The following is a 25,806-nucleotide window of genomic DNA, read 5'->3' on the forward strand; positions in this document are numbered from 1 at the left end:
TGCCGACCCGTCAACCCGACCACAACGATTTCCTCAGCGCTCACTTGAACTGGTCATCCTTGTAATAGCCGGTGTCGATCAGTGCGGTCTTCCAGTTATCGAGATCGACCGCCACCGGCTTCAGCAGATAGGACGGAACCACCTTGACGCCGTTGTTATAGGTCTTGGTGTCGTTGATCTCCGGCTGGCCGCCGGACAGCACCGCGTCGACCATGCCGGCTGCAATCTTGGCAAGGTCACGGGTGTCCTTGAAGATCGTCGAATACTGCTCGTGATTGACGATGGATTTGACCGACGGCACCTCGGCATCCTGGCCCGAGATCACAGGCATCGGCATTTCCTTGGAACCGTAACCGACGCCCCTGAGTGCTGCAATAATGCCGATGCTCAGCCCGTCATAGGGCGACAGCACCGCGTCGACATGCTTAGAGGTGTAGAACGCGCTGAGCAGGTTTTCCATGCGGGCCTGGGCGACGGAGGCTTCCCAGCGCAAGGTCGACACCTTGTCCATCCCGACCTGTTTGCTCTGCACCACGAGCTTGCCGCCGTCGATATAGGGTTTCAGCACCGACATCGCGCCGTCGTAGAAGAAGAAGGCGTTGTTGTCGTCGGGCGAGCCGCCGAACAGCTCGATGTTGAACGGGCCCTTGCCCTCCTTCAAGCCAAGTCCCTTTTCGATGCTGGCCGCCTGCAGCACGCCGACCTGGAAATTGTCGAAGGTGGCGTAGTAGTCGACATTGGCCGAACCGCGAATCAGGCGGTCGTAGGAAATCACTTTGGTGCCGGCATCGGCCGCGCGCTGCAGCGCGTCGGACAAAGTGGTGCCGTCGATCGCGGCGATCACCAGCGCCTTCTCCTTCTTGGTGATCATGTTCTCGATCTGCGCGAGCTGGTTGGGAATGTCGTTGTCGGCATATTGCAGGTCGGTCTTGTAGCCCTTGGCCTGCAACACCCTGACGATGTTGTCGCCGTCCGCAATCCAGCGCGCCGACGATTTGGTCGGCATCGCGATCCCGATGGTGCCTTTGTCTTGCGCCTCTGCCGGGCCGGCCAGCGTGGCCAATCCGAGCGTGACGGCAACGGCGACTGTTTTGACATTCAGCATCGGGTTCCTCCTGTTGGCGACTTTTATTTTAACCGGGTCATTGCGGCAGCATAGCATCTTCGGGCGGGCGTCGACCCGCGATATGCCGGCCCGCGATGTAGCCGAATGTCAGCGCCGGGCCGAGCGTGATGCCGGCGCCGGGATAGTTACCGCCCATGATGCTGGCCATGTCGTTGCCGGCCGCATAGAGGCCTGCGATCGGCTGGCCGTTGCCATCGAGAGCGCGCGCGTTCTCATCGGTCCTGATGCCGGCATAGGTGCCGAGATCGCCGATCACCATCTTGATGGCGTAGAACGGCCCGTCCTTGATCGGCGCGATGCAGGGGTTCGGCCCATGCAGCGCATCGCCCTGATAGCGGTTATAGGCGCGCGATCCCTTGCCGAAGGCGGGATCCTGCCCGCCGGCGGCGGTCTCGTTGAAGGCGGCGACCGTCGCTTCCAATCCCTTGGCATCGATGCCAACGTTGGCAGCGAGTTCGGCCAGCGTTTCGCCGCGCTTGAGATAGCCGGTTGAGAGGTGGTGCCCGAGCGGCATCGGGAATGGCGGCACGCAGCCGAGGCCGTACTTTCGAAGCGCGCGATGATCGCACAACAGGAATGCCGCAATCTCCTCGCCGGGTTTCGCCGCCTTCATCATCTCCTGCACGAAGTCGTGGTAGGAGTTGCCTTCGTTGGCAAAGCGCACGCCGTCACGCGTCACCGCGATGACGCCGGGTTTGGCGCGGTCGATGAAATGCGGCATCACGCCCTTACTGCCATCCTTGCGCGTGGTGACCGACACCGGCACCCAGGCCGCGGCATTCGGCAAGCTATCCTCGACGTGGCCGCCGACGGCTTCCGCCAATCGCAAGCCATCGCCGGTGTTGCCGGCCGGTCCCGGCGAGAAATGCTCGGTGCCATCAGGCGCGTGCGGGAACATCGCCTTGCGCCTTTCGACATCATGCGGAAAGCCGCCGCAGGCCAGCACGACGCCGCGTTTGGCGGTGACGCGCACGCGTTTGCCGTCGCGTTCGATGATGGCGCCGCGCACCGCGCCGTCCTCGACGATCAATTCGCGCACCGGCGACGACAGCCACAGGGGAATGTTGAGGTCGAACGCCGATTTCGCCAGCCGCCCGGCCAGCGCGTTGCCATTGGTCAGCGTCATGCCGCGGCCGTAGCGCATCACGTCCAGCGCATGACGGCTCAGGCGCTTGGCGACGTACCAGGCTGACACGGGCGACTTGGTCGCGCGCATAAAATGGATGATCTCCTTGCCGGAGCCCAGCATCATGCCGAACACGGTGAGCTCGGGCAGGGGGCTGCCGATATCCTTGAGCTTGGGGCCAAGCTCGTGGCCGTCGAACGGCCGAGTCACCATCGAGCGGCCGCCCTGCGCGCCGCCGGGCGCTTCGGCGTGGTAATCCGGAAAGGTCAGCGGCATGTCGAAGCGCAGCGCGGTCTTGGCTGTGAAGAAATCCACCGCCTCGGGGCCTTTGGTCAGAAACGCGTCGACGCGCGCGGCGTCAAAGCTGTTGCCGGCCTCATGGCGCAGATAGGTCCGCGCCTGGTCCGGGCTTTCGGCAATGCCCCAGTCGCGCGCCAGCGAGGTGCCGGGAATCCAGAGCCAGCCGCCGGAGCGCGCGGTGGTGCCGCCGAAGCGCGGCTCCTTCTCCACGATCAGCACGTTGAGGCCGTGATGCCCCGCGGTCACTGCCGCCGACATCCCGGCACAGCCGGAGCCAACCACCAGCGCATCGCATTCCCAGGTTTCTTGTATCTGATCCGCCACGCGATCCGCCCTGGTTATTTCTTTTTCGGGTGGCCATTTGGGTGGGGATCGATTGCCCTGTCAATCGCGGGGGTCTTCCCTTCTCCCCTTGTGGGAGAAGGGACCGCTGTAGCCTGTTGATCTATTGCTCGGACGATCATTGCAGCCATTCGATTGCGATCAGCGCAAACCGATGGATGCACCCTAAAGCCCTCCCTCGGGTGGACGGGAAAGGCGCCCCGACTATGTTGGCAGCGTCCCACTTTGGATTGGGTAGAGGGGGAATTCCGATGCGCCTCGCAATCCCATGCGCTGGTATCGCCGTCTGCGTCGCCTTTTCAATCCGGTTCGTCCTCAGCGCGCCGTAAAGTCCGGTTCGCTGGCAACATCCGCAAAAAAACGACCTCAGCCAGGGGCTGGCGTTAGTGGCTGAGGTCGTTTGCCAGCGCATCGGGTGGCTAGAGCCGACGCACGCAGTCACCTCTCACTAACCCGTGAAATTGCGGAACCAGCAAGCGCCCTAATGAGGTAGTGCGTTCTGGCTAGGACGGGGCAGAAGCCAGTTCAAAGGACCGGCCGAACAAGCTGTGGTTCGTCACAGCAAAACCCTTCGGACTTCTCCGTGCCGAAGTTCGTCTGTCTTCCGGCCGAGCGATAGGCGGCGCCTTGAGAGCGCGGCAGCATAGTTCGCTGGAATTATCCGTGCGACAGCGGCCACAGCGTCCGGCGGCGCCACTGCCGCTACCCAAAGCGACCTCCGCCCATCGGGCGCGGTGACTTCTACCATGGGTAGCCCAGTTAGAATATTTGCCATTGTTAGAATATGTGATCCTTTTCAGGTTCCGTCTTCCCGGTGAAATACTGGGACTCTCGTCCGGGGCTCGTGATCGCTAGTTAAGGTTGATCGGTTAGCTTAATGATCGACTTTCATCGCGATGGCTTGGCGGTTTGGCGTGCTTCGGTGCCTGCCGGTAATTCATCATGCTCTCGCCCTTGGCGTCCTCGTGAGTCGTCGGCGAGAGCGAAGCGCTTGAGCCGGCCATTGCACTTCACTGACCATGTGCCGGCGCCGCAGTTGCGGTGATAGCCGAGACGGATGCCCGGCGCGATCAGAACGCTGTAAGGCTGTTTTCGCGGCGCTCGCTCCTTCCTCAATTCCCCGGATCGAACGTGCAACTCGCGCCGCTGCCGTCCTTTTGCTTGATCGCCTTGGGATCGAGCGTGCAGTTCAGGTTCGACAGGCTCTCGAACACCGATCCGGCGGCGCCTTCGGACGCGACGCCGGCCAAGGCTTCGGTGGCGAAGACTTCGCTGGCCCGGCGGCCGTTGATGGTTTGCTTCTTGCCTCTGAACGTCAGCTCGCAGGAGCGCGCGGTGATGTCGACATTGCTGACCCGGCAGACGATCTTGTCGGCTGATATCGTGATCTTCCTGGCGTAGGGCACGTCCTTTTCGCCGACGAACAGCGCGGCGGCGGTTTCCCGTTCGTCGCCTGACAGCAGCGGCGAATACAGCGCCACCACGCCGGCCAGCGCCAGCGCATTAGGACCGCTGACGGTTGCCGGGGCCGCGTGGGCCACGGATGCGCCGGTCATGAGAAGGGCAGTGAGGACCGCCAGGTTGCCAGATTTCATCTTCGTTTCCTCAAGGTCGAACATCGCCATGCGCGGCCGTCGGTAGCACAGGCGGCGCGCTTCGCCAGTGGCGAATATTTCATACGCCACGGTGCAAGCGCCAGCCCCTCTCGATGGGCTTTTCGGGCAGGCGGCCACGCGGGTTTCTCAGGTCAGGGTCGAGGCGGGCAACATGGCGCGCACGATTGCCAGCAGTTCGTCCTTTTCGTCGGAATACGCGGCAACGCCGTCCCGGCCGTCCAGAAACCGCCGGGCGATATGCTCGCCGAGACCCCGGTAGGCTTCGAACTGTTCTTCGCTGAAGAGCTGCTCCAGCGTCGTCTCGTGAGGAAATGCCGGATTGGCCCTTTTGTAGGCGAGGATATAGTCGCTCTCGTCGCCGCTCAGCGAAGCCTTGATGTAGACCAGCGCGCCCTTCTCGCGGTCACCCCCGGGCGCGAGGGGAGGGTAGCTGATCGAGCCGAGAGCGACATGCGGGCCCGCTTCGATCGTCAACTGGTTGTTGCTGATTTCAGCGGCGACACCGCGGGTTCGCGCGCCGATCGGCTCCCAGTTCATCCGGACGATGACATTGAGATCGATCCGCGCGAAGCGTTCGACCTGGACCAGCGATCCCGAATGGAAATCGGGATCGGCCTCACCATCGATCACGATGATCAGCTTGCAGCGCCGCCGCAGCAATTCATACATGCCGAGGTTATCGATATGGCCGCCATCGGTGAGGAACACGAAGCCGCTTCGCTCATGAAGCGTCTTGGCGTCCAGTCGCTCCACCGATACCCCGGTCTTGGAGAATGCCTCGTACAGCAAGTGAATTGGTCCCGGTATGCGCCGGAGCTGCGCTTCGCCGGCGGGAGCGCCGGCTTTCGCCGCGCTCTTCGCCCGCTTGGCCTCCAGCCTGGTCGCGCGATGTGCGATGTCGCGGGGGTGGCGCACCCAGCGGCCAAGCCGGACGTTGAGCAGCGCGATCGTCGGCGAGAGCGGCCGTATCGAGGCCATCCCCATGTTCGGCGCCGCGGCGGCGCCGGAGATCGCCATGGCGGTGCCGATATTCAGTCCATCGACGACGTCCTCGGCAGATTTGGTATCCACATAGCCGGTCGCTTCGCTGCCGATATAGCCCTGACTGAACACAAAGAAATCTGCGTTGCGCCCGCGGCGATTGGCGAATGTCGAACCGGGAACGTTGAGCGCGGTATTGAGCAGGTGATACGGCGTGCGTGAGGGGTCGATGGCGGTGAGCTCGAAATCGTCCGCATAGGCGATCTCATCGCCGGTCCCGGCGGCGTTCTCGCGCTTGATCAGGAACGCCGAACCCAGCCTGTCGCGATAAAGCTGGTGCAGCGAGTTGGAATTGACGCTCAGGAAGAACCAGAACAGGAACAGGATGGCGGCGGCCATCACAAACGAGAGGAAGGCGCCGTGGTAGTAGGCCGTCTTCGCAAAATACCCCGCCAGGAAGGCAGGGGCATGCGGCCAGCCGCCGTTCACGATCTGCTCTCGCGCGCAGCTCAGGACCTTGTCGGTGCCCGGGCATTGGGAAATTTCCGTTCCCCAATACGCCAGTTGCATCATGCCGAGCCACAGCAATAGCGGGACCACCGCGGCGGCAAACAGCAGCAGCCCCCGGCTGGCCAGCTTGCGCGCGAAGTCGCCCCAGCTCGTGCTCTGCGTGGTCGTCGCTTTTGTGATCAGGCCTTTGATGAACGGCAGGACCAGCAGGACGAACGGGCTGATATAGAGCACAAAGGCCTTTCCGTTATTGAATATGAACTCGAAGAATCCGAAAAACGAACCCTTGCCGGCAGCGCCGGCGCCAGCGGTTTTGATCAGTTGTTGCGACTCGAATACCAGCTCGAGCAATGCGGCATGGACTTCGAGAAATATAGCGACCAGCGCCAACACAAAGATGCTTGCGGCTAATCGTGCGGATTTCCGCCGCTCGGCGAGGGGCTTGATCCGCATCACCGAAACCAGCATCGCATAGACGATCAGCAATCCCGCCACGACCAGCAGCGTCAGGATGGTGAACGGTAACCGGCTTTCACCGAACACCCCGGTCAGATCGAGCCACAGGAAACGATGGATCGTCAGTTCCTTGGTATCCGGGTTGAGCCACACCAGGGCTGCGGCCGCGCACAGCAGGATCGGCAGGATCACGAGGATGTTCATCATGATGCCGCGGAGATAGATCGCTATCGCGCTGATGACGCTGGGCAGTCCGTTCTGCACCAGGTATCGGGAATTGTCGCGAAGGTGACGGACTTCCGGAGTTTCGCGGTTCTCCTGATCGAGTCGGCCGAACGGAAACACGTTATGCGACGACATTCCGATCGTCAGCGTCGTGCCGATATATCCGCCGCCCGAAACGGTCGAAAGATAATCCATTTGCTCGAGGGTCTGCTTCGATTGAAGGCCCTGCAATACGCCGAGACAGAACGATGCGGACCGAATGCCGCCGCCCGAACAGGTGATGCCGGTCAATTCTTTCGTCGTGCTTGGATCGCTGGTGTCGTTCGGCTCAATTGTTTTGTGTGCAGTCCGGTTATGGCGGTCGCGAATGGCGTCAAGCTCCGCGCTGAAGACGGCTTTGAAATCAACGGTTTGTGTCATCGAGGCCTCGATACTGTCCGGGAATTCGTCAATTGCCGCCGTCATTGCGAATTCAATCGCCCCTGGACGGTCAAAAAAATAGAGCTGAACGGCTTTGCGGATGGCTGGACGGCATTCTCGCTTTGGTTGAGTGAAAAAACAATGGGCGAGCGGTCGCATTGCGCTGTTGCCGGACAAATTCACCGCATTATGCGTTTTGCGGTCCCGGCCCTGACTTCCTGTTGTGGCATAAACACTTGCACCGGAAGGCCGTCAGCGGCACATTCGAGGCGCGACGCAAAGATCGCGAAGGCGTAGCGTTTTCAAGCGAAAGCCTGCCCCGGACTTGATCGGGGTGGACCCCGGTTCGCGTGAAGAGAACGCGTCAAATATGAAGAGAACGCGTCAAATATAAAGAGTCCCGAGGAACCTCCATGGCGGCCACGCGGATCGACTGCGACATCCATCCGGCGGTAGGCGGAACCCGCACCACGCTGCTGCCCTATCTCGACGACCACTGGAAAGAACAGGTGGTCAGCCGGGCGATCGACGGCCTCGACCTCAATTCCTATCCGCCCAACATGCCGTTTTCCGGCCGCGCCGACTGGCGGCCGGCGCAGGGCAAGCCGGGCAGTGATCTCGCGATGGTGCAGCGCGGCGCGTTCGACCAGCTCGGCGCCAGCCACGCCATCTGCAATGTGCTGTACGGCGCGCAGGCGGTGTTCGATCCCTACATGGCCTCCGCTTTCTGCAAGGCGATCAACGACTGGATCGCGGCTGAATGGCTGTCCAAGGATTCAAGACTCCGTGCCTCGATCGTGGTGCCGCTGCAGGCGCCGGATCTCGCGGTGGAAGAGATCGAGAGGCTCGCCGGCGACACCAGGTTCGTCTCGGTGCTGGTGCTGGCGCAGGGCGACCATCTCCTGGGCAAGCGGCACTTCTGGCCGGTCTGGCAGGCGGCTGAGAAACACAAGCTGCCGATCGCGATCCATGCCGGCAGCCAGTACCGGGGATCGCCCAGTTCGATCGGCTGGCCGTCCTATCGCTACGAATATTACCTGGCCGAAGCGCAGGCGATGCAGGCCCAGATTTTGAGCCTGGTCTATGAAGGCGTGTTCGGCAAATTTCCCGACCTGAAAGTCGTGCTGATGGAATCCGGCGTGAGCTGGCTGCCGGCCTTCATGTGGCGCGCCAACAAGACCTGGCGGGGCGTGCGCGTCGAGGTGCCCTGGGTCGAGCGCGAGCCGGCCTCGATCATTCGCGATCATTTCCGCGTCACCATGCAGCCGTTCGACGGGCCGCCGGATGCGGCTGGCGTCGCCGACATCATCGAGCAGATCGGCTCCGACAAGATGTTCCTGTTCGCGTCGGATTATCCGCACTGGCAGTTCGACGGCGACGATCCGATGCCGGCGCACCTGCCGGCCAGTCTCATCTCGCGTGTGTGCGAAGACAATCCGCTTGAAACCTTTCCGCGGCTGAAGCTGGCCGCTTGAACATCCACCAGGAGGATCGCATGAGCGACGTCATCGACCGCCCGATTCTAGACCAGGAAGTTGCGGCCAAAAGCCGGCTGCGCATCATCGATTGCGACGTGCATCCGAGCATTCACGCGCACAGCGACCTCGATCAGTTCCTGCCCAAGCGCTGGCAGGAGCACCTGCGCACCTATGGCAGCCATCTGCGCACGCCCTATATCGGCACCACGCCGTATCCGCGCTCCTCGCCGCTGATCGCGCGCCGCGACGCCTGGCCGCCGACCGGTGGACCGCCCGGCTCCGATCTCGCTTTCATGCAGAAGCAGCACCTCGATCCGCTCGATGTCGAGTTCGGCATCCTGCAGGTGCTCGATCTCTTCATCTTCTCGCAACAGAATCTCGAATTCGGCGCCGCGATCCAGCGCGCCATCAACGACTGGCAGTTGGCGTTCTGGTCCGACCGCGACCCGCGCCTGAAGGCTTCGATCCTCGCGGGCCAGGACGACACGCAGCTCGCGATCGCCGAAATCGAACGCTGCGCCAAGGTCGGCCGCTATGTGCAGATCAATGTCTGCCCGCGCGCCAACGAGCCACTCGGGCGTCGCCGCTACTGGCCGATCTACGCGCGCGCCCAGGAACTCGGCCTGCCGCTCGGCATTCACGTCGGCGGCTATGGCGGGCACGCGCCGACCGGCGGCGGCTGGCCGTCTTATTACGCCGAGGAGCACCAGAGCAACGCGCATACGATGGCGGCGCAGCTGACGAGCCTGGTGCTCGAAGGCGTTCCCGAACGTTTCCCGAATCTCAAGATCGTTTTCATCGAAGGCGGCTTCGGCTGGATCCCGTCGGCGACCTGGCGCATGGACCGGCATTTCGAGGCCTTCCGCAGCGAGGTGCCGCACCTGAAGCGCAAACCGTCGGAATATGTGAAGGAGAATTTCTGGTTCACGACCCAGCCGATCGACGAGCCCGATGAAGGCAGGCATCTGCGCGCGCTGATCGATTGGGTCGGCGCCGACAGGTTGCTGTTCTCGTCGGATTATCCGCATTGGGATTTCGACGATCCGCGCTACGCGTTCAGGACGCCGCTGACGGAAGTCGAGCGCACCAAGATCTTCAGCAGCAACGCACGATCGATCTACAAGTTCTGAACAGGTTGATATGACCCGTCACATCGTTGCGCGTACCTCAGAGATTCCGCCCGGCGGCAACAAGGTCGTCGGCGTCGAAGGCCGCGACATCGTTGTGTTCCACGTCAATGGCGAATTCTTCGCGCTGCTCAATCGCTGCCCGCATGCCGGCGCGCCGCTGGAGAAGGCGGCCTGCGTGGCGCGGCTGACCTCGCCGGAGCCCGGCGTCTACCAGCGCTCGCGGGTCGGCGAACTGCTGCGCTGCGCGTGGCACGGCTGGGAATTCGACATGCGCAACGGCCAATCATACTTCGATCCGGCGCGGGTAAAAATCCGTTCCTATCCGGTGGCGGTCGAAAGCGGCGAGGAACTGCAGAAGGGGCCTTACGTAGCCGAAACGTTTCCGGTGCATGTCGAGGACAGCTACGTCATCATCGAGACGTGAGGCACGGCGCCTTCGGTTTCGGCTACACCCTCTATCCAGCATTATCTCATCCCAAGGAGCCCTCCCATGACGCACGCCATTCGCTATCACAAGACCGGTGGTCCAGATGTTCTGGTCTGGGAGGAAGTGCAGGTCGGCAAGCCCGGTCCGGGCGAGGCGCGCATCCGCCATACCGCCGTGGGCCTGAACTTCGTCGACATCTATAACCGCTCCGGCATCTATCCGGTGCAACTGCCGAGCGGGCTCGGCGGCGAGGCGGCCGGCGTGGTCGAGGAAGTGGGCGCTGGCGTCACCGACATCAAGCCCGGCGACCGCGTCGCCTACGGCGCAGCACCCATCGGCGCCTATGCCGAGGCGCGGTTGATCCCGGCCGACCGGCTGCTCAAAATTCCGGAAGGCATCGACGACAAGACCGCGGCGGCGATGATGCTGAAGGGCCTGACCACGCAATACCTGATCCGCCAGACCTATCGCGTCAAATCCGGCGACACCATTTTGCTGCATGCCGCGGCCGGCGGCGTCGGTTTGATCCTGAGCCAGTGGGCAAAACATCTCGGCGCTACCGTGATCGGCACCGTCAGCAGCGAAGAGAAGGCTACGCTCGCGAAAAGCCATGGCTGCGCCCACACCATCATCTATACCAAAGAGGATTTCGTGAAGCGCGTCGACGAAATCACCGGCGGCGCCAAGGTGCCGGTAGTCTATGACTCGGTCGGCAAGGACACCTTTCTGAAATCGCTGGATTGTCTCGCCCCGCTCGGCGTCGCCGCACTTTTCGGCGCCTCCTCCGGCAACGTCGATCCGCTCAACCTCGGCCTGTTGGCACAGAAGGGATCGCTCTACGTCACCCGTCCGACGCTCAACACCTATGCCGCCAAGCGCGCCAACCTGGTCGCGATGGCCAACGAGCTGTTCGAGGTGGTGAAATCGGGCGCGGTCAAGATCGAGGTGCACCAGACCTATCCACTCAAGGACGCCGCCAAAGCCCACACCGATCTCGCCGCGCGCAAGACCACGGGCTCGACGGTGCTGACGGTGTAATGCAACACTCTCCGTCATGGCCGGGCATAGCCGTCCGAAGGACGGCGTCGCTTCCGCTCGCCTATGTCCTGGCCATCCACGTCTTTGCCAGGGCCGATGCATTCAAGACCTGGATGCCCGGGACAAGCCCGGGCATGACAGAGGAATTGCGAAGCGAGCGTTAGCGAGCCTCGAAGGATGTACGCACCGGCCCGCCCCCCTTCGTGACGCACTACGCGCTCCTCAGGGTGACGGGGAGGCCGCCAGCCCGTCGACCATCGCGCGCACGATGGCCGCGATCTCCTTGCGCAGCGCTTCGACCGGCACCGCGATCAGTTTCTGCTCGAGCCCGAGCAGCACCATGCCATGCACGGCCGAGAACAGGCTGCGTGCGGTGACGCCGAGTTGGTCCGCCGATCGCTTTGGAAACAACGCGGCGAGCGGCCGGTAGATGTGGCGAAACAACTCCATCTGTTCGCCGATCGCCCATTCCGGAACGGGCTTGCCCGGCGTCATCCGGTGTTCGAACAGTGCGCGCCAGAGTTCGAGGTTATCGGCGGCGAAATCGCAATAGGCGACCGCGATGCGCACCAGTGTTTCGGCCGGCGAGGCGGGGCCGTTGCTTTCGGCTGAGCTCAGCGCTGCGTCGAGCCTTGAAAGCGTGCGCGATCCCACCCGCAGGATCAGTTCATCCACGTCCTCGACGAGATTGTAGACCGCGCCATTGGCGACGCCGATTTCCCGCGCCAATTCCCGGGTCTTGAGCGCCGCCAATCCTCCGGCCGAAATGCTTCTTTCCGCCGCCAGGATCAGGGACTCTCGAAGTTTCTCTCGTCTTTCCAGTGCTTTAGACACATCGATCACATTTTTGAGCGTTGCTCATAAAAATACTTGAGCAATGCTCAAGATATGATACGACTGATTCATGAGCAATGCTCATAACACAGGGAGCTGCAAATGTTCAAAACTGTTTTGACGCTCTTCCGGGGCAGCGTGGCCGCCGCCGGAGAAGAACTGGAAGACCGCTCGGCGCTTCTGATCCTCGACCAGCAGATGCGCGATGCGGCCGCCGCCGTGGAGCGTTCCAAGCGCACGCTGGCGCTGGCGATCGCCCAGGACCAGCAGGAGGGCCGCCGCCTCGACGCCACCAATGCCCGGATCGCGGATCTCGAACTCCGCGCCACAGCGGCGCTCGATGGTGGTCGCGAGGATCTCGCCCGTGAAGCCGCGCAGCAGATCGCCAATCTCGAAGCCGACCGCGACGCTGCGATGACCGCGCGGACGCTGTTCGCTTCGGAGATCACGCGCCTGAAGCGCCAGGTCGCCGGCGCCGAGGCGCGGATCACCGACCTCGACCGCGGCCGTCGTCTGGCCCGCGCGGCGGAAGCGGTTCGCGCGCTGCGGCGGGGCGGCATCGAAGCGGCGCGGCCTTACGAAGCCACGCTGCCCGAGGCGGAACGCACTTTGAAGCGTCTTCGCGAACGGCAGATCGAAGCCCAGGCCGCCGACGAGGCCCTGGTCGAACTCGATGCCGCCAGCGGCCCGCTGGCGACCGCCGAAAAGCTCGCGGAACAGGGTTTTGGACCGCGGCTCAAATCAACCGCCGATGACGTGCTCGCGCGGCTGAATGCCAAACGCACGCAAGCTGCCTGAACCCGAAACTGATCAACCCAACCTTCAACAACAGGAGATTGTCATGAACCAGAATGTCCAACCCCACAGCAACGCCTGGGTCACCTTCACTTACGTTTCGTTCTCCGCCTCCGCCTTCATGGTCGCCCTCGGCGTGTTCTATTTGCCGATCGACCTCTGGATGAAGGGCTATCTCTCGATGGGCATCGTGATGCTGATTCAATCCTGCGTCACCCTGACCAAGACCATCCGCGACATGCATGAGAGCGGCCGGATGGTGAACCGCATCGAGGATGCCAAGGCCGAACGCCTGCTGATGGAAGTTTCCAAGGCCGCGTAACCTGTGACGTGGCGCTGGCGAAGGTGGGCGGCGGGTGCATTGCGCATCCGCCGTTCGCTTGTCCGGCGATGGCTTTCCGACGCCGCCGTTCAAACATCTTTTACCCTTTCGCAACCCTGTTTCGCCGCACTCATGGCTCCTTAACAGGCGCCGCGCACAACGCTTGCCTGTATAAAGGCAAGTGGCATGGCATCTCTTGGGAAAGGCATTTCGGCGATGCGTCGCAGCGCGGGCCTGGCGCGGCTCCGCGGCGCGATCGGGCGTGTGCCCGGCCATGTGGCGTTCTGGCTGAAAGCGTTTTCGCAGCCAACCATCGATCTCACCTTGCGCACCCATGCCGGCATGACGACGCGGATCGTCGAAAGTCCGGGCCTGTCGCTGTCGCAGCAAGACCTCGACGAACTAGTCGCGGATCTGCGCACCATTGCCGGCAAGACGCTGCCGGCCGGCAGCCTGACTTACGGTATCTTCTCCGGCGAGCGCAAACGGCTGTCGCGCGCCATCGTCACGCTCATCTCTGAAGAAGGGACGGGATGCCCGATTGCCTTCAACGCGTTGTCGGTCATGGACGTCGAACTCGACGGTGAGGTGGAGCAGGTCACGCATCTCGGCCTCGTCATGGTCGATCCTGATGTGCAGGGGCAGGGGCTGTCGTGGGTGCTTTATGGCCTGACCACGCTGGTGCTGTTTGCCCGCGACGGCTTGCGGGCGAAATGGATCTCGAACGTGACGCAGGTGCCAGCCGTGGCCGGCATGGTCTGCGAGACGTTCACGGATGTGTTTCCGTCGCCGGATGCGGCCGTGCGGCAAAGTTTTGCCCACCTGCAGCTGGCGCGTGGAATCATGAAAAACCACCGCGCCGTGTTCGGCGTCGGCGACGAGGCCGGATTCGACGAGCAACGCTTCGTCATCACCGACGCCTATACCGGCGGATCGGATGCGCTGAAGAAAACCTATCACGCCGCGCCAAAGCACCGCGACGAGCAATATAATGCGTTCTGCGCCCGCGAGCTCGATTACGGAAGGGGCGACGACCTGCTGCAGCTCGGCCGCATCGACCTCGCCGGCGCGCGCCGTTATCTGCAGCGCGACGTGCCGGCCGGTTCGCTGCCGGCCTTGCTGGCGGCGTCAGCCGTGCTGGCGTTGCAGCGGCTGGTGCTTCCCCTGATGCATTGGATGGACGACACGCGCGCGTTCGGCAGCTTGCGGCCGTGGCGAGGTGGCCGATGACATCGGGCGTGATCGCGGATTCCATCGTCAACCTCTGCGGCGCGCTCGGCCTTGGCGTTGCGATGTTCGCGCTGCATCGGCGCGATCCGCGCAGTCCCTTGACCCTCCGCCTGCTGTTTCTGCTCGGCGTTGTGGCCGTCCTGTTTCTGACGCGCGGCATTGCGTGGTGGAGCGGCAGCGACTGGCTCGATCGTCTGTCGTCGATTCCGGCTGCTCTGGTGCCGCTGGGTGCGCTGGTCGTTACCGAAGGCATCTTGCGGCGCCATGCACCGCGCATCCTCAAGATCGCGGCGCTGGCCGGCGCCGTCCTGATCGGTCTTGGCTGCATCTTTGGGCCGGAGAGTTTCGCCAGACCTTTCGCCGTCCTCCTGGCGGCGCTTCAACTGGCGGGCTTTGCCTGCTGCGCGTGGTTGCTGGCGATGCGGAACCGCAATTCGCTGCTGGCTTCCGAAAACCGCAGCATCGGCCGCCTCGTGGCGGGCGCGGTGATCGCGATCCCGTTCGTCGTCACCGACTTTCGGGCGCTGGTGCCCGATATCCCGGTCAGGCTCGGTGCCCTCGGCGCGCTGCTGGTTGTCACCGCCGTGCTGATTGCGGGCAGTGGCGCCGAGACCCGGCGGCAAGGCATCTTGCTGGCGGCGTTGCGGCTGATGAGTTCGGCGCTGCTGGGCGCGGCCGCCGCTTGCGTCTCTGATGATGTCGATGCTGCACAGATCATGCGCTTCAGCGCAATTGCGATCGCGGGCGTGCTGACGATCGGATTGATGACAGATACGTTACGGGCGCTGTTCGAGGCCGAGGTGCCGGGCGTGCTGAACTCGGTCGCGGCGTCCTCCGCCCGGACCCGTGACGAACTGATCGCGGAACTTGCGCGCCACCCGATGTTCGAAAGCGCCCGGCGCTATCGTGAAGGCGATCTCGCTGCCTACGATCCGCCGCTGTTGCGCGATTTCCTGTCCGCGCGCCGCGTGCTGCGCCGCCCCGACGCGCCCTGGGGGCTGGCCGCGTCCGATCCCGCGGTCGAGCGCGTGGTTTCCCTGATGAAGGCCGGCAATGCCACCCATCTGATCATTTTGTCGCATGATCCGGTCGACGTGCTGGCGCTCGCGGTTCCCGTTATTTCCGCCGATCCGGCCACCGAGACCGCACTGGCGCTGGTGCGGCGCCTGCTGGCATTGACGCCGGAAGCGGCGTGACGGCCGGCCCCAATCTGTGTTAGGTGCCTGTATTGGAGCGCAGCGGACGCTCTCTATGACAGGTGCGGCCGATGGATAAGCAAGCGATGCGCGAGGAGGCCGAGCGCCTGATCCGCGAGACCATGGAAAAGAAAGCCCTCACCATCAAACAGGGCAACACCAGGATCGAAACCACCTGCGGCAAATGCGGCGCGCCCAACCGCCTGCAGGCCGAAAAAGGCGCCACCCGGGTCAAGTTCGCCTGCAAGCAGTGCGGCCACAAGCAAGAGACGCTGTGAAGATTTCGCCGTCGTAGCTGGCTGTCGTTCCGGGATGGTCCGAAGGACCAGACCCGGAAGTTCGAGATTCTCCGATGTGCAATTGCACATCGTAGTTCGATGCTGCACATCGCCCCGGAATGAAAGCTTCGTAGGGTGGGCAAAGGCGCGCAGCGCCGTGCCCACCATTCTATCCGGTATCGCTGAACTGAATGGTGGGCACGCTTCGCTTTGCCCACCCTACGGCAGCGCGCATGTGAGGGTTTTGCAGGCCTCAGCCCTATTTTGGCGCTGCGGCGGACGGATTGAACAACTTTTCGCCATTGGCCTGATATGCACCGATCGCCTGCTGACCGTCCGGCGACACCAGCCAATCGGCAAAAACCTTGGCTGCATCGAGCTTCGAGCCCGCATGCTTCTGCGGATTCAACTCGATGACATCGTACCGGTTGAGCAGACGCGCATCGCCTTCGATAGCGATGACAAGCGACCCCTTGTTATTGAAACTGAGCCATGTCCCGCGGTCGGACAGCGTGTAGGCGTTCATGGCGCTGGCAGCATTGAGTGCCTGACCCATCCCTCCGCCAACGTCGCGATACCATTTTTCCTTCGCAAGCGTATCGGGACTTTGACCGGCACTTTTCCAAAGGCGCAGTTCGGCGGCATTGGTGCCGCTCTTGTCGCCCCGGGAAACGAATGGTGCCTGCGCCGCGGCGATAGCCTTCAGTGCCTTGACGCTGTCATTGCCGCCGCGAACGCGCGCCGGATCGGCGGACGGTCCGACGATGATAAAATCATTCCAGGCGATCTGGCGTCGAACCGAACCATGGCCCTCATCCATGAACTGCTGCTCGGCTTCCGGGTCGTGCACCAGCAACACGTCGGCGTCGCCACGGCGCGCGGTGTCGAGTGCCTTTCCGGTGCCTTGCGCGACGACGTTGACGGTGATGCCGGTCTTGGCGGTAAACTGCGGCAGGATATTCGCCAGCAATCCGGAGGCCTCGACCGACGTCGTGGACGCCAGAACAGTGGCGCTGTCCGCGCTCCAACCCGGTCCGATCGCAAGAACAGTAGCGAAGAAGGCAAGCGCCCATCGATTTGGAATCATACTTCATCGCTCCCTGCGGTTCTTGCAGTGCCGGCCAATGCAAACATGGTGGCACTGATCGAAATGCTGATTCCAACCAGCACCGCGCCGAGGGCCAGGGCCAATGGCAGGTCGCCCTGGCTGGTTTGCAGCGCAATTGCCGTCGTCATGGTCCTCGTGAGTCCTCGAATATTGCCGCCAACGAGTATCACCGCGCCGACCTCGGAAACAGTGCGGCCAAATCCCGCGAGGACTGCCGTCAGCAGGTCTGCCCGGATGATCGCGAGAATCTGTGGCATGGCCTGAAACCGCGACGCACCGTCGCAGGTCAACTCGTCGCCATATCGTGCCCAGGCCCGTTCACTGGCGCGGTGAACCAGCGCTGTGATGATCGGTGTTGCCAGTGCGGCCTGTGCAATGATCATCGCGGCGGGGGTGAACAGCAATTGCAGAAAACCCAATGGTCCAGAACGAGAAAGGGTCAGATAAAGCACGAGGCCGACCACGACAGGAGGCAGCCCGAAGAACGCGTTGATCAAAACGACGGCGGCCCTTCGGCCGCGAAACGGAAAGATCGCAAGCGCGGCTCCCGCAGGCAGGCTGATCGCCGCAGCTGCGAATGTCGCCGTCAGGCTGATACCGATGGAGAGTGCAACGATGTGAACAAATTCGTTCAATCTGTTTCCTGCTGATTCACTTCGGCCGTTTCAACACGCCGCAGAATGCGTCCGTGTCCGTGATGATGGCGTCACCGGCAAATTTCAGAGATTCGAGCGAGCGTTGCGCCGCTTCTTCGTGACCGGCGCCACAGGCGTCCGCGATAATGACGGGGATGATGCCAAGGTCGGCCGCGTGCCGCGCCGTCGGCTCAATTCCGATCTCGGTCGCGATGCCGACAATGGCTACCGCCGTGATGCCGCAGTCGCGCAGCGCCATCTCCAGCGGGGTGCCTTCAAAGGCAGACATCGCGAGCTTGTCGAAGATTGCCTCGCTCGGGCGCGGCGTGAGTTCGGGGACGATGGCAAATCCCGGAGAGTCCCGCAGGAACCACGGCTGGACCTTTGCGGGATCGTCGAGGCGCTGCCATGCCATCGCCATCCGGTACTGAAACGCGCCCATCAATTCCAGGGGTAGCGACATATGCCGGGTAAAGAAGGTGCGCACGCCGGCATTGCGGGCGGACACCAGCACCTGCGCCACCCGCGCGCTGACGGCTCCGGAGCCCTTCAATTGACTGACGATGCCGACCTGCATGTCATAGACCAGCAGCGCCAGCCGCGAGGGATCGCAGACATCCTCGAGGGTTTGTGGAACCGGAATACCAAAAGCCTGCTTCATGACAGTACATTTCCCTGGTGGATCACTTCGACGTTGTGCGACAAAATATCGTCATGGGCAATCACGGCAGCGAATCGCCTGCCGAATAACGTGATCGTTGTTCCGGGATGGTCTGAAGGACCAGTTTCGTAGGTGGCGCAGCCGGCGCCCAAGGTGGCGATGCGGGTGAACTGACGGCAGCTACTCCCCCTTCACGAACTTCGCGAAAGCTTCCGCATAATCCGGATGCCAGCGCGACAATGCGGGACGGTTTTCGATGATGTCGCCGGCGGCCCAGGCCATGCGGCGCTCGTCGAGGTGCCGCGGCACGTCGTTGTCGGGGCACAGGATGTAGAAGTCGCCGGCGTCGATGCGTTCGATCATGAAATCGACGGTCTGCTCCGGCGTCCAGGCGCCGTCGGGTTTTTCGCTGCGGCCGCGCGCCGTCAATCCGGTAAAAACATGGCCGGGGATCATCAGATGCGCGTTGATGCGGCAGCCTGGTTTGTTGCGCAACTCGTGCTGCAGCGCCTCGGTCAGCGCCTTCACGCCGGCTTTGGAGACGTTGTAGGCGGGATTGCCCGGCGGCGTCGTGATGCCCTGCTTGGAGCCGGTGTTGATGATCAACCCGGCGCGGCCGCGCTCGATCATGTTCGGCGCGAACGCCTGCGTGCCGTGAATGATGCCCCAGAGGTTGACGTTGAGGATGCGCTGCCAGTTTTCCAGCCGCCCAAAACTGTTGCTGTCGGGGCCGATGCCGGCATTGTTCATCAAGATGTCAGTGCCGCCGAATTTCTTCCGTACCGAAGCCTCCAGCTCCGCGACCTCTTCGAACTTGCTGACATCCACAGCGGCGGTCATGACATCGGCAGCGCCGCCTTTGGCGGCGGCAGCCAGTTTGGCGCCGGCTTCTGCGAGCCGCTCGGCGCCGATGTCGGCAATGCAAACCCGCATGCCTGATCCGGCAAAGCGCATGGCGGCCGCGAGGCCGATTCCCGACGCGCCTCCGGTGATCACGGCAACATGATGGGGCGACATGGCGGGATGGGGCATCGGTCTTCCTCCTGACAAATAGCTGATGTCTTCTTTGAGCAGCTATCCGACCCTACCATGCGCGAACCGACATGGCAGGTCCTCGTTTCCGGCTTGCGCCGAAGGGCCGGTCTGCTTTACGATTCCGGCCCAACGCTATATTACTTGAAATATAACGATGCCGACCCCAGGGAGTGCCAACATGGCTGTTACGCAAGCTATACCGATGACGCGTCATCCTTACGCGGATGGTTCCTACAAGAAGATGCTGATCGACGGCAAATGGGTCGATGCCGCGTCCGGCAAGAAGTTCGAGACGCACAATCCGGCCACCGGCGAACTGCTCGCCACCGTCGCCGAGGGCGATGCCGAGGACATCAACCGTGCGGTCGCCGCCGCCCGCCGCGCCTTCGAGGGGCCGTGGAGCAAGGTCAAGCCGTTCGAGCGCCAGGCAATGCTGCTGCGGCTGGCCGATATCGTCGAAAAGAATTTCGAGGAATTGTCGCAGCTCGACACGCTCGACATGGGCGCGCCGATCAGCCGCACCCGCGGCAACAAGCTGCGCGTGCTCGGCATGCTGCGCTATTACGCCGGCCAGGCCACCGCACTGCATGGCGAGACCATCGAGAATTCGCTGCCGGGCGAAATCTTCTCCTACACGCTGAAGGAGCCGGTCGGCGTCGTCGGCGCTATCATCCCGTGGAACGGTCCGCTCGGTGCCAGCGTCTGGAAGATCGGCCCCGCGATTGCGACTGGCTGCACGGTGGTGCTGAAACCCGCTGAAGAAGCGCCGTTGACTTCGCTGCGGCTCGCCGAACTCTGCATGGAAGCCGGCATTCCGCCCGGCGTCGTCAACGTGGTGCCGGGCTACGGCGAGACCGCGGGCGCGGCGCTAGCGTCGCATCCGGATGTCGACAAGGTCGCCTTCACCGGCTCGCATATGACCGGCCAATCCATCGTCCGCGCTTCCGCCGGCAATCTGAAGCGCGTCTCGCTCGAACTCGGCGGCAAGTCGCCGGACATCGTGTTCGCCGATGCCGACCTCGACGCGGCGGTGCCGGGGGCTGCGATGGCGGTGTTCGCCAATTCCGGGCAGATCTGCAGCGCCGGCACGCGGCTGTTCGTCGAGAGCAAGATCTATGACGAATTCGTCGGCCGCGTTGCCGAGTTCGGCAAGAAGCTGCAGGTCGGCAATGGCCTCGATCCCAACACGCAGATCGGCCCGCTGGTCTCGGCGCAGCAGATGGAGCGCGTCTCCGGTTATCTGTCGATCGGCCAGAAGGAAGGCGCGAAAGCATTGGCCGGCGGTGCGCCGCTGACCGAAGGCGCGCTGTCGAAGGGCTATTTCGTGCCGCCGACGGTGTTCGCCAACGTGCAGGACAACATGCGGATCGCCCAGGAAGAGATTTTTGGCCCGGTGATCTCGGCGATCTCGTTCAAGGACAGTGACGACCTGATCAAGCGCGCCAACGCCACCACCTTCGGGCTCGGCAGCGGCGTCTGGACCACCAATGTCAGCAAGGCGCACCAGGTCGCCAAGTCGCTGCGCGCCGGTTCGGTCTGGGTCAATTGCTACCAGGCGATGGACCCGGCAGTGCCGTTCGGTGGCTACAAGATGAGCGGCTACGGCCGCGAGTCCGGCAAGCAGCACGTCGAGGAGTATCTCAACGTCAAGGCGGTCTGGATCAAGACCGGCTAGGTGCCTCTTAACCTCTCCCCGCTTGCGGGGAGAGGTCGGATTTTACGCGCAGCGGAAAATCCGGGTGAGGGGGTACAGGCCTATCGATTGAGTAGTGCCAGCGGAGAGAGCCCCTCACCCCAACCCTCTCCCCGCAAGAGCGGGGCGAGGGAGCCGACCGTCTCCTACCTTCCCACCCGCTTCTTCGCGCTGCCGATCTCGCTGCGCAGCGCCTGCAGTTCCTTGCGCACGGCGCTGGCGGCATCCCGCTCGATCTTGCGATAACGCGCGACCAGCGAGAGGCCGAACGGCGTCAGCACCGCGCCGCCGCCGTTCTTGCCGCCGGTCTGCCGCTCCACCGCCGCCTGCCGGCAGATGCGGTTGATTTCGTCGACCAGATCCCACGCCCGCTTGTAGGACATGTCCATGGCGCGGCCGGCGGCCGAAATCGAGCCGTGCTCACGGATATTCTCCAGCAACGCGATCTTGCCCGGCCCGATCCGGCCCTCGGTATCGAGATCGATGCGGACGCTGAGGGAGGGAAGCGGTCGGGCGCTCGATTTCTGCATGGATGACGTGCTCTCTGATCTTGGCATACGAGATTGCCACCAATAGCGTTTTCGAGCGAAGTGGTCCCGGCTCGCTTGAAGAAAACGCGTCGTACTTGAACCATAAGCCTTTTACGAACAAGGTGAGCCAGTTACATATCCGTACATTCACGGGAGTTCCGGGGCAGTCATGAATTTTCCAGCGTTGTTTTCGCCACTCAAGGTCGGTCCGTATCAACTCAAGCACCGTCTGGCGCTGGCGCCGTTGACACGGATGCGCGCGACAAAACCTTCGCTGACGCCGCGGCCGCTGAACGCGGAATATTACGCCCAGCGCGCGACGCCGGGCGGGCTCCTGATCGCCGAAGCCTCGCCTGTGATGGCAACCGGCTTCGGCAGCCCCGGTGTTCCCGGCATCTATACCGATGCGCAGATCGCCGGCTGGCGCGAGGTGGTCGATGCCGTTCACGCCAAGGGCGGCGTGATCTTCCTGCAGCTCTGGCACGTCGGCCGCGTCTCGCATTCCTCGTTCCAGCCTGGCGGCGCGCTGCCGGTAGCACCCTCGGCGGTCGCGATCGCCGATCTCAAGACCGGAACGGCGGACGGCAAGTCGGCGCCTTACGAGACCCCGCGCGCGTTGGAGACCTCGGAAATCCCTGATGTGATCGATGCCTACCGGCAAGGGGCGAAGAACGCGCTGAAGGCCGGCTTCGACGGCGTCGAAATCCACGGCGCCAACGGCTATCTGATCGAGCAGTTCCTGCAGTCGCACACCAACCTGCGCACCGATCAATATGGCGGCGGAATCGAGAACCGCACGCGCTTCCTGATGGAAGTCACGAACGCCGTGGTCGAAGTCTGGGGTTCGAATCGTGTCGGCGTGCGGCTGTCGCCCTATGGCGTTGCGAACGGCTCCGGTGAACCCGATCCGATGCCGCTCTACACCCACGTGGTGCAGCAGCTCAACCCGCTCGGGCTTGCCTATCTGCATTTCATCGAGCCGCGCTCCTCCGGCGCCGGACGCGCCGAGGTCAACCATCAGAACGTGCCGTCGGCGATGGTGCTGTTCCGCCCGATCTGGAAAGGCGTGCTGATCACCGCCGGCGGCTTCACCGGCGAAACCGCCGATGCCGCGATCCGCGACGGCCATGCCGACGCGGTCGCGTTCGGCCGCATCTTCATCTCCAACCCCGATCTGCCACGCCGCCTGCAGCAGGGTTTTCCGCTGACGCCGTATAATCGCGCGACGTTTTATGGTGGGGATGTGGCGGGGTATACGGATTATCCCGAGCACGGCGAGTTGGAGAAGGCGTAACTCTCTCTCCGTCATTCCGGGGCGATGCGAAGCATCGAACCTCAGATGCGCAATTGCGCATCAGGGAATCTCGAGATTCCGGGTTCGCTTCGCGCCCCGGAATGACGGAGACTGACGAAACCTGAGGACAAGCCAACATGCTTCCCGAAGACGAACCCGAACCAGCCAAGAAGAAATCCAAAGCCGTCTCCGCCGGCAAACCCGCCGCGGGCCAATGCCTGTGCGGCAAGGTCGCCTTCGAGATCGACGTGCCGGCGCGCTGGGCCTGGCACGATCATTCGCCATCGAGCCGCCGTGCCCATGGCGCGGTCTACGCGACCTATGTCGGAAGCTGGCGCAAGCGCTTCCGCATCACCAAGGGTGAAAACAGCCTCACCCGCTTTGAGGACAAGTCCACCAAGACCACGCGCAGCTTTTGCGCGCAGTGCGGCACGCCCGTCATCTACGAGCGCAGCCGGTCGCCGCATATGGTCAACATTCCCCGCGCGCTGTTCTCGGGCCGCACCGGCCGCCAGCCGCTCTATCACATCGCGATCGAGCAGTTGCAGGAGTGGGCCTGGACCGGCGAACCGCTGGTGCCGTTGAAAGGCTTTCCGGGCGTGGTCTGGCAACGCTCGAAAAAGAAGAAGGCGTCGGAGCGGGAAGGGATGTTCTAGAAGCGCGATGATATTTAGCGCGCCATCGGTACGCGCTTCGGCGCCGCCTTGGCTGATGCCCTTTTCCGTGCGGGCGGCTTCGATGGCATCGCCGCCACAAAATCGAGGCCGCGTTTGATCCACTTCTTCAGTGCAGCGTCGGTCCGATAGCCCTCGGCGGTGACACGTACGAAGTCCTTCATAGTGCGCGCGCCCATCTGCATCGGCGTGACGTGCGGTTCGCTCGATGCCAGCCGCTGCGCGTCCGGACCGACACGCACCAGCATTCCGCCCTTGCCGCTGGCGGAACAGCACATGCGGTCCTGCACCATGAAGCAAACGCCGCCCATCATCTTCCGCTCGGACACATCCTTCACGTCCGACAGCAGTGCGCGAATCCGCGCGGCCAGCTTCTCGTCATAGGGCATCGGCGCTATCCGCGATGGTCGGTGAGGATTTCCGCAACTTCCAGCCGGCGCCGACAGTAGGGGAGCGGGGGTGGCGAAGCAAGCTGCAGGGCAGCCATGAGTGCGGGCACAGTTGCCCGCGACGCGAGTTTGGTGATGATGCCGTGCCCCGAGAGACCAACGAGCCAACGGGCGTGGAGGAGACATGAAGAACCGCATCACCGGGCGCTCGGCATTTCTCGCATTGCTGAAGGACGAGGGCATTACCCATCTGTTCGGCAATCCCGGCACCACCGAACTGCCGATCATGCACGCGCTGAAGGACCATCCCGACCTCACCTATGTGATGGCGATGCAGGAAAGCCTGGTCGTCGCCATGGCCGACGGTTTCAGCCGAGCCTCCGGAAAGCTCGTCGCCTGTAACGTCCATGTCGCGCCCGGCTTGGGCAATGCGATGGGCTCGCTGTTCAATGCGAGTTTTACCGGCACGCCGATGATCCTCACCGCGGGCCAGCAGGAGCAGGGCCACGGCCTGCAGGAGCCGGTGCTGTTCGGGCCGCTGGTGCGGATGGCCGAGCCGCTGGTGAAATGGGCGGTCGAGGTGACGCGGCTGGAGGATCTGCCGCGGATCGTGCGCCGTGCCGCCAAGATCGCGATGACGCCGCCGACCGGTCCGGTATTCATCTCGCTGCCGGGCGACATCCTCAATGCCGAAGCCGGCATCGAGCTCGGCCGTTCGACCCGCGTCGACACCCGGGTCCGGCCGTCGGACGAATCGTTGAAGGCGTTCGCGGCGCGCATCCTCAAGGCCGAGCGGCCGGTGATCGTCGTCGGCGACGAGGTGGTCAAGAGCGACGCGCTGAAGGAAGCCGCCGAGTTCGCGGAGACGCTGGGCTGTCCGGCCTACCAGTCGTCGACGCCGTTCGGCGCGCATTTCCTGTCTGAAAGCCCGTGCTTCATGGGCGCGCTGGCGCGGATCCAGAAACTGGCCCGCGATGCGCTGACGCCCTACGACCTCATCATTGCCGTCGGCGGCGATCCGCTGCGGATGTCGGTCTACAGCGAAGTCGATCCGTTGCCGGACGGGATGTCGATCGTTCAGGTCGGTCTCGTCGATCACGACCTCGCCAAGAACTACGGCGTCGACATCGCGCTCAAGGCCGATGTCAAGGAGACCCTGCGCGCGCTGATCCCGGCGTTGAAGGCAGCCGGCGGCAGTGCGCTGGAGACCCGCGCCAAGCAGGGATTGGCGGCGCTGGCGTCGAAGAACTGGACTGCCAAACGCAAGATGGTGGTCGATCATATCTCGAAATCCGCCACCACCACGCCGATCGATCCGGACTGGCTGGCGCTGCAGATGATCGAGGCGATGCCTGACAATGCCATCCTGGTCGACGAGGGCCTGACCTCGTCGCGACAGATCATCGCGCTGCGCCCGCACCGCGACCGCTACGGCTATCACGCGCTGGCCTCGGGCGGCATCGGCTGGGGACTGCCGGCCTCGGTCGGCGTCAGCCTCGCCAATCCGGACCGGCCGGTGGTGTGCTACTCCGGCGACGGCTCCTCGATGTATTCGATCCAATCGCTATGGACCGCTGCCAATCAAAACCTGCCGCTGACGTTCGTGATCGTCAACAACGGCGGCTACCGCATCATCAAGCAGCGCCTGCTCGCCTTCCACGGTGACGATCACTACGTCGGCATGGACTTCAAAGACCCGCCGGTCGATTTCACGGCGCTGGCCAAATCGCTCGGCCTGGAAGCCACGCGCGTCACCGATCCAACCCAGTTGAAGTCGGTACTGTCATCGGCCTTCAGCCGCCCCGGCGCCAAGCTGATCGAGGTGGTGGTCAACAACGCGGTGAATTGACGGCTTCCTCCGCCGTCATTGCCTGCAACAAACGCAAAAGCGTTTGTGCAAGGGAGCGAAGCGACGAAGCAATCCATCTTGCCACGCAAAGAAAGAATGAATTGCTTC

25 protein-coding genes are annotated in these 25,806 nt (G+C 63.2%); 14 read left to right on the top strand and 11 right to left on the bottom strand.

Annotation, left to right across the window (positions count from 1 at the left end; genetic code table 11):
• Positions 1-40 precede the first annotated feature (40 nt).
• The 4 genes from chvE to BLS26_RS24255 form a co-directional block, all read right to left on the bottom strand.
• Complete coding sequence (chvE, locus tag BLS26_RS24235) at positions 41-1,105, bottom strand: multiple monosaccharide ABC transporter substrate-binding protein (protein WP_092515122.1); 1,065 nt, start codon at positions 1,103-1,105, stop codon at positions 41-43.
• Between the two features lie 37 nt (positions 1,106-1,142).
• The gene (locus BLS26_RS24240; RefSeq protein WP_244542030.1) at positions 1,143-2,810 is read right to left on the bottom strand and encodes an FAD-dependent oxidoreductase; all 1,668 of its coding nucleotides are present in this window, start codon (positions 2,808-2,810) and stop codon (positions 1,143-1,145) included.
• Between the two features lie 1,196 nt (positions 2,811-4,006).
• Positions 4,007-4,489 (bottom strand): hypothetical protein, encoded by a 483-nt coding sequence (locus tag BLS26_RS24250; protein ID WP_092518509.1) that lies wholly within the window; start codon positions 4,487-4,489, stop codon positions 4,007-4,009.
• 147 nt (positions 4,490-4,636) lie between these two features.
• Positions 4,637-6,877, bottom strand: coding sequence for a hypothetical protein (locus BLS26_RS24255; RefSeq protein ID WP_157676573.1), 2,241 nt, complete (start codon positions 6,875-6,877; stop codon positions 4,637-4,639).
• Between BLS26_RS24255 and BLS26_RS35945 the strand changes: the two genes are divergently transcribed.
• The 5 genes from BLS26_RS35945 (at position 6,878) to BLS26_RS24275 (ending at position 11,175) form a co-directional block, all read left to right on the top strand.
• Positions 6,878-7,399, top strand: a complete 522-nt coding sequence (locus tag BLS26_RS35945) for a hypothetical protein (protein ID WP_157676574.1) — start codon at positions 6,878-6,880, stop codon at positions 7,397-7,399.
• A gap of 116 nt (positions 7,400-7,515) precedes the next feature.
• Positions 7,516-8,577 carry an amidohydrolase family protein gene (locus BLS26_RS24260; protein WP_092515125.1) on the top strand — a complete coding sequence of 354 codons (1,062 nt, stop codon included), beginning with the start codon at positions 7,516-7,518 and terminating at the stop codon, positions 8,575-8,577.
• Between the two features lie 20 nt (positions 8,578-8,597).
• Positions 8,598-9,710, top strand: coding sequence for an amidohydrolase family protein (locus tag BLS26_RS24265; protein WP_092518510.1), 1,113 nt, complete (start codon positions 8,598-8,600; stop codon positions 9,708-9,710).
• A 10-nt stretch (positions 9,711-9,720) separates the two neighbouring features.
• Positions 9,721-10,134 carry a Rieske (2Fe-2S) protein gene (locus BLS26_RS24270; RefSeq protein WP_092515126.1) on the top strand — a complete coding sequence of 138 codons (414 nt, stop codon included), beginning with the start codon at positions 9,721-9,723 and terminating at the stop codon, positions 10,132-10,134.
• Between the two features lie 66 nt (positions 10,135-10,200).
• A complete protein-coding gene (locus tag BLS26_RS24275) occupies positions 10,201-11,175 on the top strand; it encodes a quinone oxidoreductase (RefSeq protein WP_092515127.1) in 975 nt (324 codons plus the stop codon).
• A 222-nt stretch (positions 11,176-11,397) separates the two neighbouring features.
• Here BLS26_RS24275 and BLS26_RS24280 read toward each other — a convergent pair whose 3' ends face one another.
• Entirely contained in the window at positions 11,398-12,009 is a 612-nt protein-coding gene (locus BLS26_RS24280) for a TetR/AcrR family transcriptional regulator (RefSeq protein WP_092518512.1), read from the bottom strand.
• A gap of 102 nt (positions 12,010-12,111) precedes the next feature.
• Here BLS26_RS24280 and BLS26_RS24285 point away from each other — a divergent pair, with 102 nt between their 5' ends.
• The 5 genes from BLS26_RS24285 (at position 12,112) to BLS26_RS24305 (ending at position 15,830) form a co-directional block, all read left to right on the top strand.
• A complete protein-coding gene (locus BLS26_RS24285) occupies positions 12,112-12,807 on the top strand; it encodes a PspA/IM30 family protein (protein ID WP_092515128.1) in 696 nt (231 codons plus the stop codon).
• 43 nt (positions 12,808-12,850) lie between these two features.
• A complete protein-coding gene (locus tag BLS26_RS24290) occupies positions 12,851-13,126 on the top strand; it encodes a YiaA/YiaB family inner membrane protein (RefSeq protein WP_092515129.1) in 276 nt (91 codons plus the stop codon).
• Between the two features lie 216 nt (positions 13,127-13,342).
• Positions 13,343-14,356, top strand: coding sequence for a hypothetical protein (locus tag BLS26_RS24295; protein WP_092515130.1), 1,014 nt, complete (start codon positions 13,343-13,345; stop codon positions 14,354-14,356).
• Positions 14,353-15,552: a hypothetical protein gene (locus tag BLS26_RS24300; RefSeq protein WP_092515131.1), complete on the top strand. Its 1,200-nt coding sequence runs from the start codon at positions 14,353-14,355 to the stop codon at positions 15,550-15,552. The genes BLS26_RS24295 and BLS26_RS24300 overlap by 4 nt, the downstream gene beginning before the upstream one ends.
• Before the next feature lie 71 nt (positions 15,553-15,623).
• On the top strand, positions 15,624-15,830 hold the full coding sequence (locus BLS26_RS24305; RefSeq protein ID WP_092515132.1) for a hypothetical protein: 207 nt from the start codon (positions 15,624-15,626) through the stop codon (positions 15,828-15,830).
• Between the two features lie 259 nt (positions 15,831-16,089).
• Here the strand turns inward: BLS26_RS24305 and BLS26_RS24310 are convergent, their stop codons facing one another.
• The 4 genes from BLS26_RS24310 to BLS26_RS24325 all read right to left on the bottom strand — a co-directional run bounded on the left by BLS26_RS24310 (position 16,090) and on the right by BLS26_RS24325 (position 19,266).
• Positions 16,090-16,917: a substrate-binding domain-containing protein gene (locus tag BLS26_RS24310; RefSeq protein WP_092515133.1), complete on the bottom strand. Its 828-nt coding sequence runs from the start codon at positions 16,915-16,917 to the stop codon at positions 16,090-16,092.
• Complete coding sequence (locus tag BLS26_RS24315; RefSeq protein ID WP_092515134.1) at positions 16,914-17,573, bottom strand: ABC transporter permease; 660 nt, start codon at positions 17,571-17,573, stop codon at positions 16,914-16,916. The genes BLS26_RS24310 and BLS26_RS24315 overlap by 4 nt, the downstream gene beginning before the upstream one ends.
• Positions 17,574-17,589: 16 nt before the next feature.
• Positions 17,590-18,234 (bottom strand): cysteine hydrolase family protein, encoded by a 645-nt coding sequence (locus BLS26_RS24320; protein ID WP_092515135.1) that lies wholly within the window; start codon positions 18,232-18,234, stop codon positions 17,590-17,592.
• A 180-nt stretch (positions 18,235-18,414) separates the two neighbouring features.
• Positions 18,415-19,266, bottom strand: coding sequence for an SDR family oxidoreductase (locus BLS26_RS24325; protein ID WP_092515136.1), 852 nt, complete (start codon positions 19,264-19,266; stop codon positions 18,415-18,417).
• A 181-nt stretch (positions 19,267-19,447) separates the two neighbouring features.
• Between BLS26_RS24325 and BLS26_RS24330 the strand changes: the two genes are divergently transcribed.
• Positions 19,448-20,944 (top strand): aldehyde dehydrogenase family protein, encoded by a 1,497-nt coding sequence (locus tag BLS26_RS24330; RefSeq protein WP_092515137.1) that lies wholly within the window; start codon positions 19,448-19,450, stop codon positions 20,942-20,944.
• A 164-nt stretch (positions 20,945-21,108) separates the two neighbouring features.
• On the opposite strand, the gene BLS26_RS24335 is transcribed toward BLS26_RS24330, so the two are convergent.
• The gene (locus BLS26_RS24335) at positions 21,109-21,492 is read right to left on the bottom strand and encodes a winged helix-turn-helix domain-containing protein (protein ID WP_092515138.1); all 384 of its coding nucleotides are present in this window, start codon (positions 21,490-21,492) and stop codon (positions 21,109-21,111) included.
• 169 nt (positions 21,493-21,661) lie between these two features.
• Between BLS26_RS24335 and BLS26_RS24340 the strand changes: the two genes are divergently transcribed.
• Both BLS26_RS24340 and BLS26_RS24345 read left to right on the top strand, forming a co-directional pair.
• Positions 21,662-22,786 carry an alkene reductase gene (locus BLS26_RS24340; protein ID WP_092515139.1) on the top strand — a complete coding sequence of 375 codons (1,125 nt, stop codon included), beginning with the start codon at positions 21,662-21,664 and terminating at the stop codon, positions 22,784-22,786.
• A 137-nt stretch (positions 22,787-22,923) separates the two neighbouring features.
• The gene (locus BLS26_RS24345; RefSeq protein ID WP_092515140.1) at positions 22,924-23,442 is read left to right on the top strand and encodes a GFA family protein; all 519 of its coding nucleotides are present in this window, start codon (positions 22,924-22,926) and stop codon (positions 23,440-23,442) included.
• A gap of 14 nt (positions 23,443-23,456) precedes the next feature.
• Here BLS26_RS24345 and BLS26_RS35950 read toward each other — a convergent pair whose 3' ends face one another.
• Positions 23,457-23,849 (bottom strand): TfoX/Sxy family protein, encoded by a 393-nt coding sequence (locus BLS26_RS35950; protein WP_157676575.1) that lies wholly within the window; start codon positions 23,847-23,849, stop codon positions 23,457-23,459.
• Positions 23,850-24,033: 184 nt separating this feature from the next.
• Here BLS26_RS35950 and BLS26_RS24355 point away from each other — a divergent pair, with 184 nt between their 5' ends.
• Positions 24,034-25,698 (top strand): thiamine pyrophosphate-binding protein, encoded by a 1,665-nt coding sequence (locus BLS26_RS24355; RefSeq protein WP_092515141.1) that lies wholly within the window; start codon positions 24,034-24,036, stop codon positions 25,696-25,698.
• Positions 25,699-25,806 lie beyond the last annotated feature (108 nt).

Origin of the sequence: Afipia sp. GAS231 (assembly GCF_900103365.1) — a bacterium.
Lineage (GTDB): Bacteria > Pseudomonadota > Alphaproteobacteria > Rhizobiales > Xanthobacteraceae > Bradyrhizobium.

Bases quoted from the DNA above. Each gene is read 5' to 3' on its own strand.
- chvE (WP_092515122.1), bottom strand. From the start codon at position 1,105: ATGCTGAATGTCAAAACAGTCGCCGTTGCCGTCACGCTCGGATTGGCC.
- BLS26_RS24240 (WP_244542030.1), bottom strand. From the start codon at position 2,810: ATGTCGGCGGCAGTGACCGCGGGGCATCACGGCCTCAACGTGCTGATC.
- BLS26_RS24250 (WP_092518509.1), bottom strand. From the start codon at position 4,489: ATGAAATCTGGCAACCTGGCGGTCCTCACTGCCCTTCTCATGACCGGC.
- BLS26_RS24255 (WP_157676573.1), bottom strand. From the start codon at position 6,877: ATGGATTATCTTTCGACCGTTTCGGGCGGCGGATATATCGGCACGACG.
- BLS26_RS24260 (WP_092515125.1), top strand. From the start codon at position 7,516: ATGGCGGCCACGCGGATCGACTGCGACATCCATCCGGCGGTAGGCGGA.
- BLS26_RS24265 (WP_092518510.1), top strand. From the start codon at position 8,598: ATGAGCGACGTCATCGACCGCCCGATTCTAGACCAGGAAGTTGCGGCC.
- BLS26_RS24270 (WP_092515126.1), top strand. From the start codon at position 9,721: ATGACCCGTCACATCGTTGCGCGTACCTCAGAGATTCCGCCCGGCGGC.
- BLS26_RS24275 (WP_092515127.1), top strand. From the start codon at position 10,201: ATGACGCACGCCATTCGCTATCACAAGACCGGTGGTCCAGATGTTCTG.
- BLS26_RS24285 (WP_092515128.1), top strand. From the start codon at position 12,112: ATGTTCAAAACTGTTTTGACGCTCTTCCGGGGCAGCGTGGCCGCCGCC.
- BLS26_RS24290 (WP_092515129.1), top strand. From the start codon at position 12,851: ATGAACCAGAATGTCCAACCCCACAGCAACGCCTGGGTCACCTTCACT.
- BLS26_RS24295 (WP_092515130.1), top strand. From the start codon at position 13,343: ATGCGTCGCAGCGCGGGCCTGGCGCGGCTCCGCGGCGCGATCGGGCGT.
- BLS26_RS24300 (WP_092515131.1), top strand. From the start codon at position 14,353: ATGACATCGGGCGTGATCGCGGATTCCATCGTCAACCTCTGCGGCGCG.
- BLS26_RS24305 (WP_092515132.1), top strand. From the start codon at position 15,624: ATGGATAAGCAAGCGATGCGCGAGGAGGCCGAGCGCCTGATCCGCGAG.
- BLS26_RS24310 (WP_092515133.1), bottom strand. From the start codon at position 16,917: ATGATTCCAAATCGATGGGCGCTTGCCTTCTTCGCTACTGTTCTTGCG.
- BLS26_RS24320 (WP_092515135.1), bottom strand. From the start codon at position 18,234: ATGAAGCAGGCTTTTGGTATTCCGGTTCCACAAACCCTCGAGGATGTC.
- BLS26_RS24325 (WP_092515136.1), bottom strand. From the start codon at position 19,266: ATGCCCCATCCCGCCATGTCGCCCCATCATGTTGCCGTGATCACCGGA.
- BLS26_RS24330 (WP_092515137.1), top strand. From the start codon at position 19,448: ATGGCTGTTACGCAAGCTATACCGATGACGCGTCATCCTTACGCGGAT.
- BLS26_RS24335 (WP_092515138.1), bottom strand. From the start codon at position 21,492: ATGCAGAAATCGAGCGCCCGACCGCTTCCCTCCCTCAGCGTCCGCATC.
- BLS26_RS24340 (WP_092515139.1), top strand. From the start codon at position 21,662: ATGAATTTTCCAGCGTTGTTTTCGCCACTCAAGGTCGGTCCGTATCAA.
- BLS26_RS24345 (WP_092515140.1), top strand. From the start codon at position 22,924: ATGCTTCCCGAAGACGAACCCGAACCAGCCAAGAAGAAATCCAAAGCC.
- BLS26_RS35950 (WP_157676575.1), bottom strand. From the start codon at position 23,849: ATGCCCTATGACGAGAAGCTGGCCGCGCGGATTCGCGCACTGCTGTCG.
- BLS26_RS24355 (WP_092515141.1), top strand. From the start codon at position 24,034: ATGAAGAACCGCATCACCGGGCGCTCGGCATTTCTCGCATTGCTGAAG.